Source organism: Veillonellaceae bacterium (assembly GCA_025992895.1).
Taxonomy (GTDB): domain Bacteria; phylum Bacillota; class Negativicutes; order Veillonellales; family Dialisteraceae; genus Dialister.
Genome location: DAJPGA010000001.1, coordinates 225,887 through 244,125 on the forward strand (window position 1 = coordinate 225,887; position 18,239 = coordinate 244,125).

Here is an 18,239-nt window from a genome sequence, read left to right on the forward strand (position 1 = left end):
TGTACCGGCTGCCCCCACGGGGGAAGTGGCGGAGCCGAAAGGGGGGTAGGAGGGATTTACGAAAGGTTTCAAACAAATAAGCGCAGAGCTCTTTCTTTTATACCTTGGGAAGCTGTCCCCGTCAGGGGAAAGTGGCGCGCATGCGCCGAAAGAGGTGCATTTACGATAGGCGAAGCATCCTTTTTCGCGGCAAGGCCGCGGTTTTCTGGTGTCGTCAGCGCAGTCTGACAACGAAAAAAGGACTCGCCCTTGAAAAGTGAGTACTACGGTAAGGTGTACCGGCTGCCCCCACGGGGGAAGTGGCGGAGCCGAAAGGGGTGCAGTTCACGCGGCAAGGCCGCGGTTTTCTGGTTTCGTCAGCGTAGTCTGACAATTTAAAAAGGACCCTCGACGGGTCCTTTTTAAATCCACTCGTTCTGCACGAGTTAAATACCTAGTGAATCAGAACTTATGGCTCACTGCTGCATAGTACGTTGCTCCTCTTTGTTTTCCGGCCCAGCCTGTGGCTCTGAGGTCTATGCCCCATGGATGTGTCTTGTCGATCTTGCTTTCCCAGCCTAGTTCGAGGAAGCCGCTGCCGCCTTTCATGGACGGGCTGTCGGTCCTGTATGTCTGGTAATATGCGCTGGCTTTTCCGCCGAATTCGTAGTCCCAGCCGATGCCTGCGTAGAAGGCGCGGACGGTGTCGAAGTTTCTTGTCCATCTCAGGCCCAGTCTCGTGACGTAGGAATCGACATCACCGAAGTCATACTTCGAGCTGCCGAAGCTGCTTTTCAGGGTGACAGAGTCGCTGCCAAGGTGTGTATAGAAGAATTTGCCGTAAACATCATAAGTGTCGCGGTCCCTGGTATAAATCTTGCCAAGGCCTGCCTGCGCGGCAAGGTAGGGCGCTCCGCTTTTGTACCTGGTCATGGCACCCGCAATGATGCCATGGAAGTCGCCCTTGGTGTATCCGGCTCTGAGAGCGCCTTCGTAGTAGAGGCCATCCGCCAGATCACGGCGAAGGAGGAGGCCGGCACCGGTATAGTGCTCCCGTCCGTCGCCTCTGGCTCCGTTATCCAAGTGGCTTGTGTAATTGCTCCTGCCGTATTCAAGGAACGGCATGACGGTGTCGGTATGTCCCTTATGATCGATTCTCCTGACAAAGCCGACGTTGGCGGCAAGGCCGTCCGCATCGACATAGGAACCCGTCTCATAGCGGAGGTTGTGTCCTCCGATGACGGCATAGGGCACAAAATGGTCTTTGACGTCATGGTCTTCCCATGCGGCAGAAGCAGCATCGTAGGCATCTTTGGAAATGAGATCCGCTGCGTTTTTGAGTGCGCCCACAGCGGCTTCGCGGCTTTCAGGGATGAGTTTCGTATCCGGATTCAAGGCTGGCGTGCTGTCCTCCGGCACATAAAGGACGATGGTATTCGCATCCTGTTTCCTGATAAGCACTTTTCTTTCAAGGAAACCTGCGTCCATGGCCGTATCCTTTCCGCTCATCATGCTGTATGTGGTGCCGTCGGTCACGATCGGATTGTCTGCCGTATGAATCAGGTTGATGACTTCTCCCGGATTCAGCTTTGTCGTGTCTTCGACGCCTGCGCGGATTGCCGCATTAGAAACGTCGGCCGTGCCGGTCACTTCAAGCATCGTCTCTCCGGCGCTTGTTCCGGCAGGGACGTAGAAATTTAATGTCTGGAAATAGCCCAGGTTCTCGATGGTATTTCCTTTTGTATAAAGGTTCAGCGTATTGCCGCGGCTCTCTGTGGTACTGTAACCGCCGTAGAGGCTAAGGAGTGAAGAAAGAATGCCGCCCGTGATGGTAACGGTATTGTCATCGGACGTCCCGTTTTCACTGTATCCGCCGGAAAGTATGCTCTCCTCACTTCCTCCGATGGTGCCGCTCTGGATATTGACCGTATTCCCGGAGGCATCCCCCTCTTTCGTGTATCCGCCGTAAAGGCTGGCGCTGATTGTACCTCCATCCACGGTGACTGTATTTTCCGAAGCATCCCCGCTTTCAGTGAAGCCGCCATAGACGGCCGGCGACTCTGCCTCTTCTGTGCTTGTATCCTTTTCCACGGCAGCATTCGTCAGAAGGACCGTATTTTTCGACGCATTTCCTGAAGCGGTATACCCGCCGTACGTATTTCCCGTGACGGTGCTCCCGTTGATGCTCACGCTGTTGGAAACGGCATCGCCTGAAACCGTAAAGCCACCATAAAGGTCATAGGCCGTCAAGTCGCTGCCGCCGAGGCTGAGGCTGTTTCCCGAAGCGCCTTCGCTGGCATAGCCGCCGTACATGGGCGCCTGATCATCCGCCATGTTGATGACCGTGCCATTATCCTGCGTGATGGAAAGCGTATTTCCTTCCGCTTTTCCGTCCATGGTCACGCCGCCTGCAATACCGGGCATGCCGGGCATGAATTGGGTATCTTTAGTGAGATTGGTGATGGTAACGTGATTATCCAAAGCATCGCCGGACCCATTAACGATGCCCCCGACGACGAAAAGAATACCATTACCAGTCCCGCCGGTCATTGTCACTGTATTTCCTGATGCATTTCCTGTATTTGCAGATCCGCCGTATACCATAGCAGCACCTGAATTGACCAGCGTCACCGTGTTGCCAGTGGCATCTCCTTCATTTGCACTGCCGCCTGCTACAGAGTTGATCATGCTGTTTTCCAAAGTGACCGTATTGGAGCTGGCGCTGCCTATCCCTGCCGCGACGCCGCCACTAGCATCAGGGATGGACGTATTTTTGACAGATACTGCATTGCCGGAAGCATCGCCATTTCCCGTATATCCGCCATAGGCATCGCTGACATAGGATTTATTATCGATGGATACTTCATTTCTCTCCGCATTGCCGTCAGCCGTATAGCCGCCGTACACAGCGCGCGTTGTCCCGTCAATGGAAAGAGAGCTATTGCTCATGGTGACGGTATTTTGGCTGACGTCGCCTTTTTTGGAAAAACCGCCGTACACTTTGTCCTTGACACTTACATCGTCTGTCAGGATGACCTGATTTCCTTCTGCATTTCCATTGGCTGAATAGCCGCCTGCCACCATGCCGGCGTCAGATAGAAAGACGCCGCTGTCATCGGTACCCGTCAAGGCGACCGTATTTCCCGACGCTGTGCCGCTTCCTGTATAGCCGCCATAAGCGCCTTCTGTCACATACGTTTTCTCCGTCATGGAAATATGATTTCCTGTGACATCTCCTGAGGAAGAATAACCGCCGTATGCTGTGCCCGCGCTCGCATGGTACGCAATGGAAAGGGTATTGCCGGAAGCTATCCCTTCCTCCGCATACCCGCCGGCCGCAATGGATGGCGATGCGGTCCCGGAAAGGGAAAGCGTATTCCCCGTGACCGTATCGTCAGAAGATGCTGCCTTTCCGCCATACGCATTGTCCGTGCCGGACGTGACGGTCACGCTCTCTCCCGTCACGACAGCTGCCTTTGCCGGGGAGAGTCCTCCCGCAAGACTTAATATGCCTGCGGCCAGTACAAGCCGCACCAATTTCTCATTCGTTTTCATAATTTAATCCCCCTCAAGCATTCCAGCGCCAGCCTCCCTCGCAGGCGAGTAATACTATTTATTTCGATACATGCAATTGTACCCTTAACTCAAGTGATATTACATTATGCATTTTTTATGCATTTACCGATTTCAAAAGGAAATCCTATATCCAGGGCTCCATCTTTTTGCCCAATCAAAAACCCGCGCTTGCGCGCGGGCTCTTGATTCTTTTCCTCGTTCATGGCGTAAGTTCTGCGCGGAGCCCCCGCTCCGTGATGCAGTTCTCCGAGTCTCCATAAAACAGGAAAAGCCCCCGATGCCTTCTTTCGGATTCCCCCCGGAAGCGGAAGAAGGGTCTTGCGTTTTGCGTGCTGCTGGCACCTTGTAAAGGCCCTCCAGCTATTGTGATCCCCCCGGCGTCTCTCTACCGGTCCGCACTTTCTTTTGCGGAAATGATGTCTGTTCCACAGATATCTGTCACCACGCCCTTCCATATGGCTTGACACAGGGCGTTTACATCCCGTGGGGAATCAATCCCTTTACAGCCTTATACGTTTGACGGATAAACTTTGATAAATTTATCCACCTCTATATTACCACAAGTTTTAGATATTTAAATATACCAAAAGTATATAAGTAAATAGACGTAATTCTATTAGTGGAATAATTCCCGATTTTGTTCATTCTCAGATTTAACGCGCTAAAGTATCCATTTTAAGACAGCCGTATTCTATCATTTTACAAGGTTGACATCCCTTTATTCCGCCCATGCATGACATATAGTTATACTGAAAGCGGAAATCATTTTCTAGGTGCATTCTCAATTACAGCATCCATTTTTGTGAATCAGATAATGGCCATTCTGTCAAATATACATAGCCCCATTTCCTATGGTTTCTTCGCGGTTTTTGGCGGATAACAATATAATTATAATTAATAGTTTATAATTTCAAACTATGTTTAATATTTATATTATCTGTATCTGAATCTCAATGACTTTCCGGCCCTTTTTTGCAATAAAAAAAGGAAAAAGGAGCTGCTTTTATGGTGTCATCGATTGAAAGAGAGCGGTGCGCGGCCGGCAGCTCTCGGCCGCATTGAAAATCGATGAAACCCGGGTTTCCTTCTTCCTGCATACGACTATAACAGATGGAAAATCCAGAAGATACTATCCGAAAGTATACAAATGAGGAGATTGGGGAGGAAACCATGAACCTCTTTGAAAACCATAAAACCGGACGACCTCACCGTGCTCGATGAAACCGTTTCATATTTTAAAGCCCAATGAATAATCAACCCTATCCGTCCGGCATCAGTACTTGAGGCCGGACACCTTCCCCGTCTGGGAAGGTCAACACCACTTCCTTGCTTCGCAATGGGAAAACAAGCAAACCTCGCTTCGCTCGAAAAAGTCAGGGCTCTGGATGGCGAGGGGAGCGAGTTATGTTTCCTTCCCCACGCAAAAAGGACTGTAACAAATGATTGCATTTGTCACAGCCCCTTTTTTATACATTATATAGTAGTCTTTTTTAGTCTCTGACTTCGATGACTTCGTCTTCGCTCTTTCTGGCGAGCGGGCATGGGTTGTGGTTCGGGTAGCCGAATGCCATGGCGAGGACCATCTGGCCTTTGCCGAGCCATTCTGTGAGTTCTTCGTAGGCGAAGAAGATGTTTCCGATCCAGAGGCTGCCGATGCCCATGGAGGTGGCCTGGAGTGCCATGTTCTGGGCTGCTGCGCCGATGGCCTGGACGTCGCTCAGTTCATGGATCTTGTCTGCCGGTGTCCATTCTTCTTCGATGTCGCGGCCGTTCGGGTTGACGACGAATACGATATTGTATGCTTCTTTCATGCATTTGAGGGTGAAGCGTGAGTTGGTGTAGAGGTCCGGGCTTCCTGCGAGGACGCCTTCGCCTTTTTCGGAGCGTTCGATGCCTTTTTCCATGAGGGCGAGCATTTCATCCTTGCTCTTGCCTCTGACGACGATGAATTTCCAGGGCTGGCGGTTCTTTGCGGACGGTGCCCACATGCCTGCGCGGAGGATTTCTCTCATATCCACTTTGGAAATCGGGTTGCTCTTGAAGAATCTGACACTTCTTCTCTTGAAGATCACGTTGTACATACTATTTCCACCTTTCATCTGACTCGGGTTCATATTTTTTAATTATACACCCGGACCGTAAAAATGAAAAAGCCCGATATGCAAAGTCTCTGTCATTTCCTTCCGCCCCCTTCCAAGCCGGGTCCGATACCGGCGGAATTTTATCTTATTGACTATTGGTCTAAAGACTTGATTTTCTTGTAAAGAACACATATAATTATCCTTATATTGTATTTAATGGAGGAGTCCGGAATTTTTCCGGTAGAAGAGGATTTTAAGAGTGATTGAGGAAATTTACAAAAGAAGGAGTACCCGTCATTTCCTGCAGAAACCTATCGCACAGGAAGATCTTGACGAGATTCTGACAGCCGCTACGTGGGCTCCGTCAGAAAAGAATGAACAGCCATGGAAGTTCATCATCATCCGTGGTGAAGAAAGAAAAGCTATGGTGAAGTGCCTGAAGAAGGGCATCATGCGCAACCGTAAAGGCGATGAGACTGCCATTTTCAGCAAGGGATATGACAAATTCATTCCTTCTGCTATTTATACAGCACGCGTCCTGGAACAGGCACCGGTCATTGTATTCGTAGTGAATACCAAGGGCATGGACTATCGTCAGTCCTACCCGTCTGACAAGTACATGATGGAACTCGCTGATATCCAGTCCATCAGTGCAGCCATCCAGAATATGTGCCTCGAAGCAACTGCCAGAAACATCGGAAGTCTCTGGACTTGCAACATTTTCTTCGCATATGACGAACTGAAGGAATGGCTCCACGCTGACGGCGAAATGGTCGCAGCTATCGCCCTTGGTTACACGGATAAGGAAATCAAGGCCATGCCAAGAAAGCCGCTGGCTGAAGTCGTAGAATACCGCGGCGAATACCCGCAGCCGAAGGACGAAGTCCAGGAAACCGCTGAAGCAGAATAAATACCGATAGCCGAACTCCTACAAAGGATGATTCTCACAAAGAGGATCATCCTTTTTTGTGCAGGGGATCCGCACCCTTCCCCTTTGATTTTTCCCATCATTAGGGCTACACTGAAGAAAACAGAAAGATTCTTATTCCCCGAAAGGAGGCGTCGTATGAAAGGACTTTTGACGGCTGCGGGGCTTTTTCCGCATCCGCCTATCATGGTTCCCGAGATCGGCGGGAAGGAGACGAAGAAGATCCAGCAGACGATGGACGCGGTCCAAAAATCCATGAAACTCATCATGGAAACGGCTCCGGAGACGGTCGTCGTCATGTCTCCGCATAATCTCTGCCTGCCGAGCGGGCCTGCCATTTTCATCAAGGAAAACCTCTCAGGCGATCTCATGTACTTCGGCCACCCTGAGCTTTCTATGGAATTCACCGTCGACCAGGAGCTCGCCGAAACAGTCATGAAGGAAGCCGAACCGGTCATCCCGCTTTTCCGCATGGATGAGGCGGCAGCGAAGAAATTTGGACGTAAGATTGAAATCGACTGGGGCATGTTCGTCCCGATGTACTTCCTGAAGGAAGCCGGTTTCAAAGGAAATGTCCTTCTCTTCTCGCCCTGCTTTACGAATTACGACATGAACAAGGTGCTTGGAGAAATTGTCACGAACTGCGCTGAAAAGCTGGGCCGGCGCATTGCCATCATCGCATCCGGCGACCTCTCCCACCGTCTGACGAAGGATTCGCCGAACGGCTACAGCCCTGACGGCATCGTCTTCGACAGGGGCGTCATGAAGGCGCTCGAAGGAAAGACGATGGAGCCGCTCCTCACGATGACCGATGATTTCATCGAACGCATCGGCATGTGCGGCCTGCCCTCGGTCTATTTTCTCTTCGGCGCGCTCTCCGGCAAGGAATGGTCCATCCCCATCCTCTCGCACGAAGGCCCCTTCGGCGTCGGCTACGGCGTCTGCCTCTGCCTGCCCGAAGAAGTAGATGGGCGAAAAGAAGCCCATGATATCCGCGTGCGCCTGGCCAGGGACTCGATCGCCGAGTACCTGAAGACAGGGACACTTCCCAAGCCGCCAGCGGACATTCCCGAAGAACTCAAGGAAAGAGCCGGCGTCTTCGTTTCCCTTCACGAATTCGGCGCCCTCCGTGGCTGCATCGGGACAATCCTTCCCGTCCGAAATTCAGCGGCTGAGGAAATCATCCATAACGCAAAAGCCGCGGCGAGCGAAGACCCGCGTTTCCCGCCCGTCAATCCCTACGAACTGGACGATCTCGACATTTCCGTCGACGTCCTTTCCGCACCAGAGCCCATTTCCTCGGAAGGCGACCTTAACCCGAAAATCTACGGCGTCATCGTCGAAAGAGGATTCCGAAGAGGCCTTCTCCTCCCCGACCTGCCAGGCATCACCGATCCTCATGAACAGGTCGAAATCGCCCGCAGGAAAGCAGGCATCGGAGCCGATGAGCCCGTCAAAATGTATCGTTTCACCGTCCGGAGGTACTACTGATCCTCCGGCCTTTCGGAGGCATCATGGAAGCTGTATTTTATGAAAGAAATGCCGATGGCAGCATCGTCTGTCATCTTTGCCCGCACGAGTGCCAGATCCCCCTGAACCACAGGGGCTGGTGCCGCACGCGCCTGAACGACCACGGGCTGCTCCGCGCCGTCACATACGGCATGTGCACGTCCGCCGCGCTCGATCCCATCGAGAAGAAGCCCTTCGCCCACTTCCATCCGGGCTCGCGCATCCTCTCCATCGGGAGCATGGGCTGCAACATGTGCTGCCCCTTCTGCCAGAACTGGGAAATTTCCCAGGCAGAACCGGCCTTCCGCCGCATGACGCCCAAGGACGTCCTGGACCTTGCTATTTCCACAAGGAAAGAAGGAAATATCGGCGTCGCCTACACGTACAATGAGCCCCTTCTTTCCTACGAATTCATCCGTGACACCGCGCCCCTCATCAAAGAGGCCGGCATGGTGAACGCCATGGTCACCAACGGCTGCGTGAACGAAGAGCCGCTCACTGCCCTTCTTCCCCTGATCGATGCATGGAACATCGACCTCAAGACATGGGACCCGGACCTCTACCGCTCCTGGGGCGGAGACCTTCCCACCGTGAAACGCACCATCGTCCGCGCCAGCGAAGTCTCCCATGTCGAAATCACCTGCCTCATCATCCGGGGCGTCAACGACGACCCCGAGGCCTTCGAGGACCTTTCCGTCTGGCTCGCCTCCGTCAGCCCGGACCTTCCCCTCCATATCACCCGTTTCTTCCCGCGCCTCCGCATGCAGGACCTGCCGCCGACCCCCGTCGACACCCTCGTCAGGCTCGGAAATATTGCAAGGAAATCCCTCCGCCACGTCAACATAGGAAATACAGAAACCCTGAAACTCCTCCGCCGCGGTTGGACCAATGAATCGTAAAGGAGACCCATCATGCTCGAAAAACCACCCGTAACCATCATCGACCACGCCAACGGCGGAAAAGGCCGCATCATCTTAGAGCACATCGCAGGCCCGGAAACCCTCCGCGAAAACGCACGCCTCTTCGTCAAAGCCACCCTCGAAAAAGGCTGCTCCATGGGCGTCCACAAGCATAAGGGCGACCGCGAGATCTACCACATCCTCTCCGGCAAAGCCCTCTACACCGACAACGACAAAACCTACGAAATGAACCCGGGCGACTCCGCCTGCTGTGAAAACGGAAACTCCCACGGCATCGAAAACATAGGAGAAGAAAACCTCGTCTTCATCGGACTCATCCTGTACGATCTGGATAAGAAGGAAGAATAAAAGTAAGATAGGAAAAGCCCCGCATTTGCGGGGCTTTTTAGATGGCGGAACCAGAAATCATGAAATTTAAAATGCCATTTTATCCCCAAATCACGAAATTTAAAATGCCGTTTTACCCCCAAATCATCAAATTTAAAATACCATTTTACCCCCGTATCATGAAATCTTTAAACTTTGCGGGCTGAAAAGAAAGGCAGAGGAAGTCATACAGCCGCAGCTTTGCTGCGTGGTAATCAACCCTTTTGAAAACCATAAAACCAAGGCTGACGCCTTGAGAGAAATGCTGTTTCCGCCCCGTACACCAACTTATGAGACATTTGTGTTGTTACCGCTGATGTCCTTTTCTATTTACTGCACCCCTTTCGTCGCCTAACGGCGCCACTTCCCTCCGTCGGGGGCAGCTTCAAGAGGAATAAAAGAAAGAGCTCTGTTTATTTGTTTGAAACCTTTCGTAATCTTATCCCGACCTTCTCTTCCAGAGCAAGGTCAAGGGCGTACTTCCCCGTCTGGAAAGGCAAGTGTTAGCGATACATATAATTTCACTCACTTCTTCCTTATTTCCCTCATTTTCGCACTATCCTTCCTAATTTCTCATATCCTTCCTTTTATTATCGATGATTTTCTCTGATTATTTGACAGTATTGCGTCCTAGCTGTTACAGTTGTAAATAGAGTATTTTCTATTGTTTGGGGAAGGATGTGGTGTGGTTGAATCAACCCTTGCTTTTATTGGGGGCTGTGATTTTGATTTGTATTTTGCTGAATCGATTTTTGGAGAGGATTCCTGTTCCTTCTTTGCTCATTTTTATCGGCCTGGGTATGTTCTTCGGGGAGAACGGGCCGTTTCGGATTCAGTTCGATCATTATGCTCTGGTAAATCTGGTATGCTCGGTGTGCCTGATTTTCATTATGTTTTATGGCGGCTTCGGGACGAATATGCGGGCAGCGCGGCCGGTTCTGCGTGAGGCGGCTCTGATGTCTTCGCTGGGAGTTGCGGGGACGGCGGGGGCTGTGGCTGTGTTTGCTCATTTCGCGCTGTCGCTTTCGTGGCTGGAGAGTTTTCTGATCGGGGCCGTGATTTCTTCGACGGATGCGGCTTCAGTCTTTAATATTCTCCGTTCGCAGAAGCTGGCTTTGAAGTATCATACGGATTCGCTCCTCGAGGTGGAGTCGGGTTCGAATGATCCGATGAGTTATATGCTGACGATGGCGGCAATTGCGCTTTTGAGCGGGGCGGCGTTTTCTTTTCCTCTGCTCCTGGCAAAGCAGCTTCTGATCGGGGCTTTTTTCGGGCTTGCGATCGGCTGGCTTTCGCTGAAGCTTCCGCATTCGAGGCTGCTTCCTTCGCAGCAGAGTCACACGGTTTTCCTGTTTTCGATCATGGTGCTGGCGTATGCGATTCCGGCGGAGTTTGACGGGAATGGGTATCTGAGCGTCTACCTCTGCGGGATTTATATCGGCAATTCGAAGCTTCCGCAGAAGAAGTATCTTGTCCATTTTTTCGATGTCCTGACGAATGTGGCGCAGGTGATGATTTTCTTCCTCCTGGGACTCCTCGTGACGCCGGTGGATCTTCCGTCTGTGATTGTGCCGGCCCTGGTGCTGACAACGTTCCTGACGCTTGTGGCAAGACCCTTGGTGAGTGCAGCGATCCTGGCACCTTTCGGGGCCAAGCGGAAGCAGATTGCCCTTGTTTCCTGGGCGGGCCTCCGCGGGGCGGCTTCGATCGTATTTGCCATCGGTGCTGTACTGGCCGATGTGGATATTACGTACAATCTTTATAACCTTGTGTTCTGCATGGTGCTCTTGTCGATTTCCATTCAGGGAACGCTTCTTCCGTTCGCGGCCAAGAAGCTGTCGATGATCGATCCTACGGCAGATATCCGCACGACGTTCAATGATTACCAGGATGACAGCGATATCAGTTTCGTCCGGCTGCGCCTGAAGGAAGGGAGCAACTGGTGCGGCAAGTCACTGGCGGAGCTTCAGCTTCCAAAGGATCTTCTCGTGGCGATGATTATGAGAAATGGCGAAGTCCTTGTGCCTGACGGGAGTACGGTTCTGAAGGAAAATGACCTTCTGGTCTTTGCGGCTCACAGTTTCGAGGATGAAGAGCATCACGCTCTGGAAGAAGTCGTCGTCGACCGCGCAAGCGAAGCGGCCAATCGTCCGCTCGCGGCCATCCCCTCCTCCAGCGCCCGCCGCGTCCTCCTGATCAAAAGAGGCATCGACACCATCATTCCTTCCGGCAGCACCGTGGTCAAACACGGCGATATCCTCGTCTTAGCGCCGGAACTCGAGAGGAAATGAGGAAGGCGAGTCGTTCCACTAAAAAAGCAGTCCTTTTGCGGGGCTGCTTTTTCATTTCCTTTTTATATTTCCACGACGTTGACTTCGGTTCCGTGGTCTTTGAGGATGCGGATGAGGTCTTCTGTGTCCAGCCAGATGGTGGCTGTGTTATCATTGGGATGAACACCTATCTTATGGCCCAAAAATGTCTCATCGAGGTAGAAGTGAACTGCGTTTTCTTCGTCATTCAGAAGGCCGAGCGGGGTAACGGAGCCCGGTGTGAGCTTGAGGTACTTCAGGAGATCATCGGGACTGGCGAAGGAGAGCGCCCGGAGGCCCTGGGCTTTGCGGAATTCTTTGAGGTTTACCTGCTTGTCGCCTTTGACTGTGATGAGGTAGTAATTCCTTTTCTTGTCGTCCCTGACGAAGAGGTTCTTGGCGTCCCATTCCGGATAGGGAAGCTTGACCTCTGCGAGTTCTTCCATGTTGAATACAGCCTTATGCTCGGTGGTCTCAAAAGTAATTCCGTGGTCTCTGAGGTACTGGCAGGTTTCTTCCTTGTTCATGGATTTCTCCTTTCGAATGGTGCAATTCAATCTTCATAAGAAGCAAGTTCGATAAGATTGCCGTCGGGGTCTCTTACGTAGATGCTTTTCATCTCGCCCAGCGCCCCATGGCGTGTGACTGGGCCTTCTTCGATGGCGCCGCCCTTTTCCTTGATTTCCTTTTCGGCATCTTCGATGCTGCCTTCAATGGCAAGACAGAGATCGAGACTGCCGTATTCGGGGTTCCTGGCAGCAGGAAGAAATTCAGCTTTTCTTGTGTGGATGTTGAATTTCTGATTCCCGAAGAAGAGAGCGTATCTCCCGTTCTTCTCCTCGGCCCTCATGCCAAGGATGTCAGCATAGAAATGAAGGCATGCCTCAAGATTCTTCGTAGTGATCACGATGTGGTCGATGTTCTTGTATTTCATGGCTGCCTCCTATCCATGAACCACGATGGTCAGCATTGTAAGGTCGTCTTCTCCTGTATTAATGATGGTATGGGAGGATCCTTTAGGGCAGATGTGGCAGCAGCCGGCAGTGAGGATTTCTTCTTTCCCGTCGCAGATGGCCTTGCCGGTGCCGGAAAGGATGTAATTGATGTCGTCTCCGGATTCCTGCTTGTGAAGTCCGATCGATGCGCCCGGATGGAGTTTCGTCGGGATGATGCGGTACCTGCTGTCATTGAACATCCGGACAGTCATTGTTCCTTCCCCGCCATTCATTCCGGAGAGGACGGCTTCTTTGATTTCATTGAAATTAATCAGCATGGCTGGCTCCTTTTTATTTTACTCCCTCGTCAGCAGGGAAACGGTTTCGATGTGCCCGGAGACACCATTATGAATGTCGAGTGTCTGCGGGAATATATCCAAAATCCGAGGGTATGCGAAAACATATCCATCTGATTTCGAACCAACTCAACAAACTGGAAGTTAATAACCTAACACTTTTTCGTCCAGCAGGAACTGCTCGATTCCAATATAAAGAATCCCATTCTCGTCACGCCATGGTGTGATATACTCTCGCACCACCACAATCTTGTTGAATGAGTCAGGAATATGGATCAGAGATGCTATCTCCTGCTTCCGCTTCTCAGGCTCTGCAATCGTAAGCGCTGATTGAATATATGTACGATTGCTTCCGCGATTAACGACAAAATCTACCTCCAACTGCTTCCTGATCTTCTTTCCCTCAGCAGTTACGGCATTCTGCTCCACGAGTCCCACATCGACATCATATCCACGTCGTATAAGATCACAATAGAGGATATTTTCCATGATATGCGTCTCCTCCTGCTGTCGAAAATTCAATTTCGCATTTCGAAGACCTACATCTGTGAAGTAATATTTGCTGGGAGTCTGCATATATCGCTTTCCCTTCACATCATAGCGATTGGCTTTACTAATGAGAAAAGCCTCCTCAAAATATCCTAAATAGCGCTCTATTGTAGTCGAGCTGATGCTAACATGCTTTTCGCTCATAAATGTTCGGGAGAGCTTTGATGCATTCGTAAGTGATCCAATCGCCGACGCGACAACATTTAGCAGATCATCTAATATTGACACGTCATTTTTTATGTTATGACGCTCAATCACATCCTTAAGGTACGTCCTCTGAAACAGATCCTGCAGGTATCTGCTCTTCTCTTCATGTGTCTGAAGTTCCACCGCTGTCGGCATACCGCCATATGTACAGTAATCGGCCCATGCTCTTCGACTGTCACCTTCATATGCCCCGCTAAATTCCGCAAATGACAGCGGATAGATACGTATTTCATCCCCTCGATCGCGAAACTGTGTGAGGATATCACTGGACAACATCTTCGAATTACTGCCTGTGATATAGAGATCGACATTGCATAACTTCATTAATCCCAAGATCACATCGATAAACGTTAACTTCGCGTTCGGATCATCGAGATATGGGTTAGGAATTGCCGTCACAAACTGGATTTCATCAATCATCACATAGTATTGACGTGACTGATCCACAATTCGACTCCGCACGTATTGATCCAACTCCAGCGGATTACGATATCTGGCATTTGGCAGATCTTCCAGTGAAATCCCAATGATCTGATTATCTGTGACTCCCTGCTCGTGCAGATAGCGGGTAAACAGATGAAAGAGCAGATATGACTTACCACAGCGACGGATGCCTGTAATGATCTTCACGCGGCCATTGTGCATCTTGCCGATCAGCTTCTGTAAGTATAATTCTCTTGGAAACTCCATATGTATTCCCTTTCCACACGAGATAAATATTGCGGATTCCGCATTTTTTCTTTCTTTAATTCCGATTTTACTGCTCAATCCGCATCTGTGTCAACATTATATGAATATTTATTGCGGATTCCGCACTTTTTTAACATATCAATCATTGATCTATCTCCTCGCTGCAAATGACTTATACCACAGACTTCCTGCCCTTGAAGCGCATCACTGAACCTCAGGATTTTATCGCCGGTCAGGAAACCGCCATCGTAGAGTTTGACGATGGGCTGGTACGAAAACTCATCAATCAGATTCTGGTCTACCTCAAGCCTCTGACATCCAACCTCATAACTCGAGGTGGGCACAATTTCCCTTGGACAAGTTCCCTATAACGAATTTTCGCGTCCGGACGGCTGTCTGGACGCGAAAAGGTAAATGCACAGAAATACCTTGTTTTCAAGGCTTTTACGGTACCAGTGTTTAATTTCCTGACATCAATTTTTATAAGGACGTTCTGCCTCTAAAATTCAGGCTTAGGTTTCGCTAACACTTGCCTTCGTTAAGAGGACACATGTCTCAGCACAGTTTGCATGTAATCATCCTTCGCTAACGCTTGGCTTCTTTGATTTCATTGAAATTGATCAGCATGGCTGGCTCCTTTTGGTGTGACTTTTCAGTGATTATACGTCTTACGAGATAACTGGTTCGTGAAACGGCAATGATTTCGTTTATAAGCACAACGATAAAGCCCTTTGGCTCTTTCGTGAAATCTCACAGCTTCTCTATTTTCTTCAAGAACTTGGCAGGTACGCTCTTGGTCAGCCACACTCCGTTGACGGACTGATAAAAATGGTATCCATCTTTCTGCATATCTCCGGCAGCGACGGTATAAACAACGGGTTTACCATGACGGGAGCCGACCTTCACAGCCGTATCATAATCCGCGGTCAGATGAACATACAGCCTGGACTTCGGAATCAGGCCCTGCGCATCAATGGACGATACATACTTCTCTCCAGTGCCGTGCCACAGAATATCCGGCGGTGTTTTCTCTTCCAGCTCCACATCCACGGGAATGGAATGCCCTTGGTTGGCACGGATGAGTGTATGATCCTCGTTGAAGGAATAGCGCATCTTACTGTCTGTCCGCACGATCTCCTCCAGCATATCCCGGTCAAAGGGCTGCTGTTTCGCGATGCCCGCAACCAGCTCATCCACATTCGCCCAGCCGTGCTCATCCAGCGTAATGCCGATAGCCTCCGGCTTATGCCGAAGAATCAGCGCAATAAATTTGCTTGTTTCATTACTGCTCATTTCTAACACCTGATTTACCAAAAGAATCCGACGCTTCAGCCGCCTTTAAAGGTTTTCGACCATCTGTTTCGTAATTTCTTATTGCATATCTTTCTTCTGTAGTTGCCGGTGGAGCAACGGATATATCGTTGGTGCAAAACCTAAAAAGAATGGAGGAAACTAAAAATGATCACGAAAGTTGTAGCTATGCTGGAATATGGATGCTATCCTGTCTGGCTGTACGACGAAGAAGGTCTTGTGGAAGATACACTGCTTCCTGAAGAGTTACGCAATGACACCGAACTTGACTCCCAATTTGATGATTTGCAAGCCAGATATGATGCACTCTTCATTAACAATGAGAATGAATTCTCGTATGCCGGCTTCAAATCTCAGCGCGAAAAGGACTTGTTTATCCATGATTGGGTTAAAGCTATCGAAGAATTACGGAAAAAGTTAGATAAAAAGTACGAATTTTCTGATCAGACGGCAGATATCCTTTCTCTTACTGTTGTTGACAGTAAAATTTGAAGAGAATAATATCGTAGAAAAAAACCTGCTAAAGGCGTGTACCTCAGCAGCGTTGTTGTATTTTCCAATGAGGTATTTTTAATGATAGACTGCGACAACATCATCCCTTATGAAGGGACAGAAAATATCAAGTTATATCAGACAGTTGACGAAATTAAGTCTGTTTTGAAGGAGAACGATGTTATTTATCACGAAGAAGTCTGGAGCTCCAAATATGAAACAGTCCCCAATCCCTGGACAGTGCTGGTTATTGATGGCATTCTCAGTATCTTTTTTGCCAAAAACAATAAGCTCTTTAAGTTGGTATTCTGGGAGGGGTATCAAGGAGCCTTGCCGAATGGAGTAAAAACCGGAATGTCCATCGAGACTGCAAAGGCCCTGGATTCTTCGCTTGCTTATGATGACTGGAACGAGGACTATCAATCGCAAAACGGCTACTGGCTGGAGGATGATCCGGAAAGCGGGACAGTCATGTCCATCAGTATTTTTATCCGGGAGATCCTGGATGAAGAGACATTTGATCAATGTAAGTGGTAAAGGATGAAGAAAAAATGACTCTATCAGAATTTTCAGACTATATTGTAGACATACTTAGCCTGCGCATATAGACTGCTTACTCTTCTAATTCGCTGGCGTCCTTTGCCATTCTTACTCCCTCGTCAGCAGGGAAACGGTTTCGATGTGGGTGGTCTGGGGGAACATGTCTACGGGCTGGACGGACTGGAGTTTATAGCCTAAGCGGCCTAAGATCTCCGCGTCACGGGCGAAGGTGGCGGGGTTGCAGGAGACGTAGACGATGCGGGCGGGCTGCATGCCTGCGGCGGCTTTGAGGACGTCCTCACTGCATCCGGCTCTGACTGGGTCCATGACGATGACGTCGGGGCGGAGGCCTTCTTCGTAGAGTTTCGGCATGAGGAGACCAGCATCGGCGGCGTGGAATTCGGCGTTTTCTATATGGTTGAATGCGGCGTTTTTCTTAGCGTCTTCGATGGCTTCCCTGACGATTTCGATGCCGATGACGCGGCGTGCTTTTTTCGCAAGGCAGAGGGAAATGGTGCCTGTGCCGCAGTAAGCATCGATAACGGTTTCCCCGCCTTTGAGGTCAGCGGCATCCAGGGCCTTCTGGTAGAGGACTTCTGCCTGGACCTTGTGGACCTGGAAGAAGGAAAATGGCGATACTTCGAAGGCAATGCCGCAGAGGGATGCGGTGAGTGTCTTTCTTCCCCAGATGTGGTGGATTTCCGATCCCAGGATGACGTTGCGTTTCTTGTTCTGAACGTCGTGGTAGAGGGAAACGACTTCAGGGAGGGCTTTCTGGATTTCTTCAGCCCAGAGGTCCTTCTTCGGCAGGTTCTCGGTAGCGGTCACGATGACAGCCATGACTTCCCCATTGTCGCCGACACGCCCCATGACGTGGCGGACGCAGCCTTTGCCGGATTTTTCATTGTAGCCGGTGATGCCGTGGCGGATCATGAAGTCTTCCGCAAAGCGGAGAAGGCGGTTGTTTTCCTCTTCCTGAATGAGGCATTCCTGAATCGGGACGATCTGGTGCGTGCCCTGGCGGTAGTAGCCAAGAACGGGGCCGCCTGTCACCTGTCCGACGGGAACGGCCATTTTATTTCGGTAATTCCATTCATGCGGCGCGCCAAGAATCGGAAGGACGACATCTTCACTTGCCTTGCCGATGCGGACCATGACGTCCTTCACACGGCGTTCCTTCGCTGCCAGCTGGCCTTCGTAAGTCAGATGGGAAATCTGGCATCCTCCGCAGGAGTCATAAACAGGGCACTGGGGCACTGTGCGGTAGGGAGACGGCTTCTCGACGGAAATGAGTTTCCCGGAAGCATACGATTTCTTGATCAGGATGATCTTCGCCTTCACCGTCTCTCCAGGAAGAGCTCCCGGAACGAAGACAGTAAAATTCTCCGCCGATCCGATGCCTTCGCCGTGGACACCAAGATCGCGGATCTCGATCGTATACGTCGCGTTTAATGTGAGTGGGGTATTTTTAGTAGACATAACAAGCTCCTT

At 50.5% G+C, this 18,239-nt stretch carries 15 protein-coding genes; 7 read left to right on the forward strand and 8 right to left on the reverse strand.

The window, feature by feature from the left end; translation table 11 throughout:
• Nucleotides 1-441: 441 nt before the first annotated feature.
• On the reverse strand, nucleotides 442-3,534 hold the full coding sequence (locus OIM03_00880) for a hypothetical protein (GenBank protein HJI72836.1): 3,093 nt from the start codon (nucleotides 3,532-3,534) through the stop codon (nucleotides 442-444).
• A gap of 1,511 nt (nucleotides 3,535-5,045) precedes the next feature.
• Nucleotides 5,046-5,636, reverse strand: coding sequence for a nitroreductase family protein (locus OIM03_00885; protein HJI72837.1), 591 nt, complete (start codon nucleotides 5,634-5,636; stop codon nucleotides 5,046-5,048).
• 259 nt (nucleotides 5,637-5,895) lie between these two features.
• Here OIM03_00885 and OIM03_00890 point away from each other — a divergent pair, with 259 nt between their 5' ends.
• From OIM03_00890 to OIM03_00910, 5 genes are all read left to right on the forward strand, one after another.
• Nucleotides 5,896-6,546 (forward strand): nitroreductase family protein, encoded by a 651-nt coding sequence (locus OIM03_00890; protein ID HJI72838.1) that lies wholly within the window; start codon nucleotides 5,896-5,898, stop codon nucleotides 6,544-6,546.
• Between the two features lie 156 nt (nucleotides 6,547-6,702).
• Entirely contained in the window at nucleotides 6,703-8,055 is a 1,353-nt protein-coding gene (amrA, locus tag OIM03_00895) for an AmmeMemoRadiSam system protein A (protein ID HJI72839.1), read from the forward strand.
• Between the two features lie 23 nt (nucleotides 8,056-8,078).
• Nucleotides 8,079-8,972, forward strand: coding sequence for an AmmeMemoRadiSam system radical SAM enzyme (amrS, locus tag OIM03_00900; protein HJI72840.1), 894 nt, complete (start codon nucleotides 8,079-8,081; stop codon nucleotides 8,970-8,972).
• A gap of 12 nt (nucleotides 8,973-8,984) precedes the next feature.
• On the forward strand, nucleotides 8,985-9,341 hold the full coding sequence (locus tag OIM03_00905) for a cupin domain-containing protein (protein ID HJI72841.1): 357 nt from the start codon (nucleotides 8,985-8,987) through the stop codon (nucleotides 9,339-9,341).
• Nucleotides 9,342-10,078: 737 nt separating this feature from the next.
• Nucleotides 10,079-11,650: a potassium/proton antiporter gene (locus OIM03_00910; protein HJI72842.1), complete on the forward strand. Its 1,572-nt coding sequence runs from the start codon at nucleotides 10,079-10,081 to the stop codon at nucleotides 11,648-11,650.
• A 62-nt stretch (nucleotides 11,651-11,712) separates the two neighbouring features.
• Here the strand turns inward: OIM03_00910 and OIM03_00915 are convergent, their stop codons facing one another.
• The 5 genes from OIM03_00915 to OIM03_00935 all read right to left on the reverse strand — a co-directional run bounded on the left by OIM03_00915 (nucleotide 11,713) and on the right by OIM03_00935 (nucleotide 15,698).
• Complete coding sequence (locus OIM03_00915; GenBank protein ID HJI72843.1) at nucleotides 11,713-12,195, reverse strand: prolyl-tRNA synthetase associated domain-containing protein; 483 nt, start codon at nucleotides 12,193-12,195, stop codon at nucleotides 11,713-11,715.
• A gap of 26 nt (nucleotides 12,196-12,221) precedes the next feature.
• Nucleotides 12,222-12,602 carry a VOC family protein gene (locus OIM03_00920; protein HJI72844.1) on the reverse strand — a complete coding sequence of 127 codons (381 nt, stop codon included), beginning with the start codon at nucleotides 12,600-12,602 and terminating at the stop codon, nucleotides 12,222-12,224.
• A 9-nt stretch (nucleotides 12,603-12,611) separates the two neighbouring features.
• A complete protein-coding gene (locus OIM03_00925) occupies nucleotides 12,612-12,941 on the reverse strand; it encodes a cupin domain-containing protein (protein ID HJI72845.1) in 330 nt (109 codons plus the stop codon).
• Between the two features lie 162 nt (nucleotides 12,942-13,103).
• The gene (locus tag OIM03_00930) at nucleotides 13,104-14,405 is read right to left on the reverse strand and encodes an ATP-binding protein (GenBank protein HJI72846.1); all 1,302 of its coding nucleotides are present in this window, start codon (nucleotides 14,403-14,405) and stop codon (nucleotides 13,104-13,106) included.
• A gap of 750 nt (nucleotides 14,406-15,155) precedes the next feature.
• The gene (locus OIM03_00935) at nucleotides 15,156-15,698 is read right to left on the reverse strand and encodes an RNA 2'-phosphotransferase (GenBank protein ID HJI72847.1); all 543 of its coding nucleotides are present in this window, start codon (nucleotides 15,696-15,698) and stop codon (nucleotides 15,156-15,158) included.
• Between the two features lie 165 nt (nucleotides 15,699-15,863).
• On the opposite strand from OIM03_00935, the gene OIM03_00940 reads away from it, so the two are divergent.
• Together OIM03_00940 and OIM03_00945 are read left to right on the forward strand one after the other, a co-directional pair.
• Nucleotides 15,864-16,208, forward strand: coding sequence for a hypothetical protein (locus OIM03_00940; GenBank protein HJI72848.1), 345 nt, complete (start codon nucleotides 15,864-15,866; stop codon nucleotides 16,206-16,208).
• An 81-nt stretch (nucleotides 16,209-16,289) separates the two neighbouring features.
• A complete protein-coding gene (locus tag OIM03_00945) occupies nucleotides 16,290-16,745 on the forward strand; it encodes a hypothetical protein (protein HJI72849.1) in 456 nt (151 codons plus the stop codon).
• Nucleotides 16,746-16,856: 111 nt separating this feature from the next.
• Here the strand turns inward: OIM03_00945 and rlmD are convergent, their stop codons facing one another.
• A complete protein-coding gene (rlmD, locus tag OIM03_00950) occupies nucleotides 16,857-18,227 on the reverse strand; it encodes a 23S rRNA (uracil(1939)-C(5))-methyltransferase RlmD (GenBank protein HJI72850.1) in 1,371 nt (456 codons plus the stop codon).
• Between the last annotated feature and the right edge of the window lie 12 nt (nucleotides 18,228-18,239).

Excerpts from the sequence above, each read along its gene's own strand:
- OIM03_00880 (HJI72836.1), bottom strand. The coding sequence starts at position 3,534 with ATGAAAACGAATGAGAAATTGGTGCGGCTTGTACTGGCCGCAGGCATA.
- OIM03_00885 (HJI72837.1), bottom strand. The coding sequence starts at position 5,636 with ATGTACAACGTGATCTTCAAGAGAAGAAGTGTCAGATTCTTCAAGAGC.
- amrA (HJI72839.1), top strand. The coding sequence starts at position 6,703 with ATGAAAGGACTTTTGACGGCTGCGGGGCTTTTTCCGCATCCGCCTATC.
- amrS (HJI72840.1), top strand. The coding sequence starts at position 8,079 with ATGGAAGCTGTATTTTATGAAAGAAATGCCGATGGCAGCATCGTCTGT.
- OIM03_00905 (HJI72841.1), top strand. The coding sequence starts at position 8,985 with ATGCTCGAAAAACCACCCGTAACCATCATCGACCACGCCAACGGCGGA.
- OIM03_00915 (HJI72843.1), bottom strand. The coding sequence starts at position 12,195 with ATGAACAAGGAAGAAACCTGCCAGTACCTCAGAGACCACGGAATTACT.
- OIM03_00920 (HJI72844.1), bottom strand. The coding sequence starts at position 12,602 with ATGAAATACAAGAACATCGACCACATCGTGATCACTACGAAGAATCTT.
- OIM03_00925 (HJI72845.1), bottom strand. The coding sequence starts at position 12,941 with ATGCTGATTAATTTCAATGAAATCAAAGAAGCCGTCCTCTCCGGAATG.
- OIM03_00930 (HJI72846.1), bottom strand. The coding sequence starts at position 14,405 with ATGGAGTTTCCAAGAGAATTATACTTACAGAAGCTGATCGGCAAGATG.
- OIM03_00935 (HJI72847.1), bottom strand. The coding sequence starts at position 15,698 with ATGAGCAGTAATGAAACAAGCAAATTTATTGCGCTGATTCTTCGGCAT.
- OIM03_00940 (HJI72848.1), top strand. The coding sequence starts at position 15,864 with ATGATCACGAAAGTTGTAGCTATGCTGGAATATGGATGCTATCCTGTC.
- OIM03_00945 (HJI72849.1), top strand. The coding sequence starts at position 16,290 with ATGATAGACTGCGACAACATCATCCCTTATGAAGGGACAGAAAATATC.
- rlmD (HJI72850.1), bottom strand. The coding sequence starts at position 18,227 with ATGTCTACTAAAAATACCCCACTCACATTAAACGCGACGTATACGATC.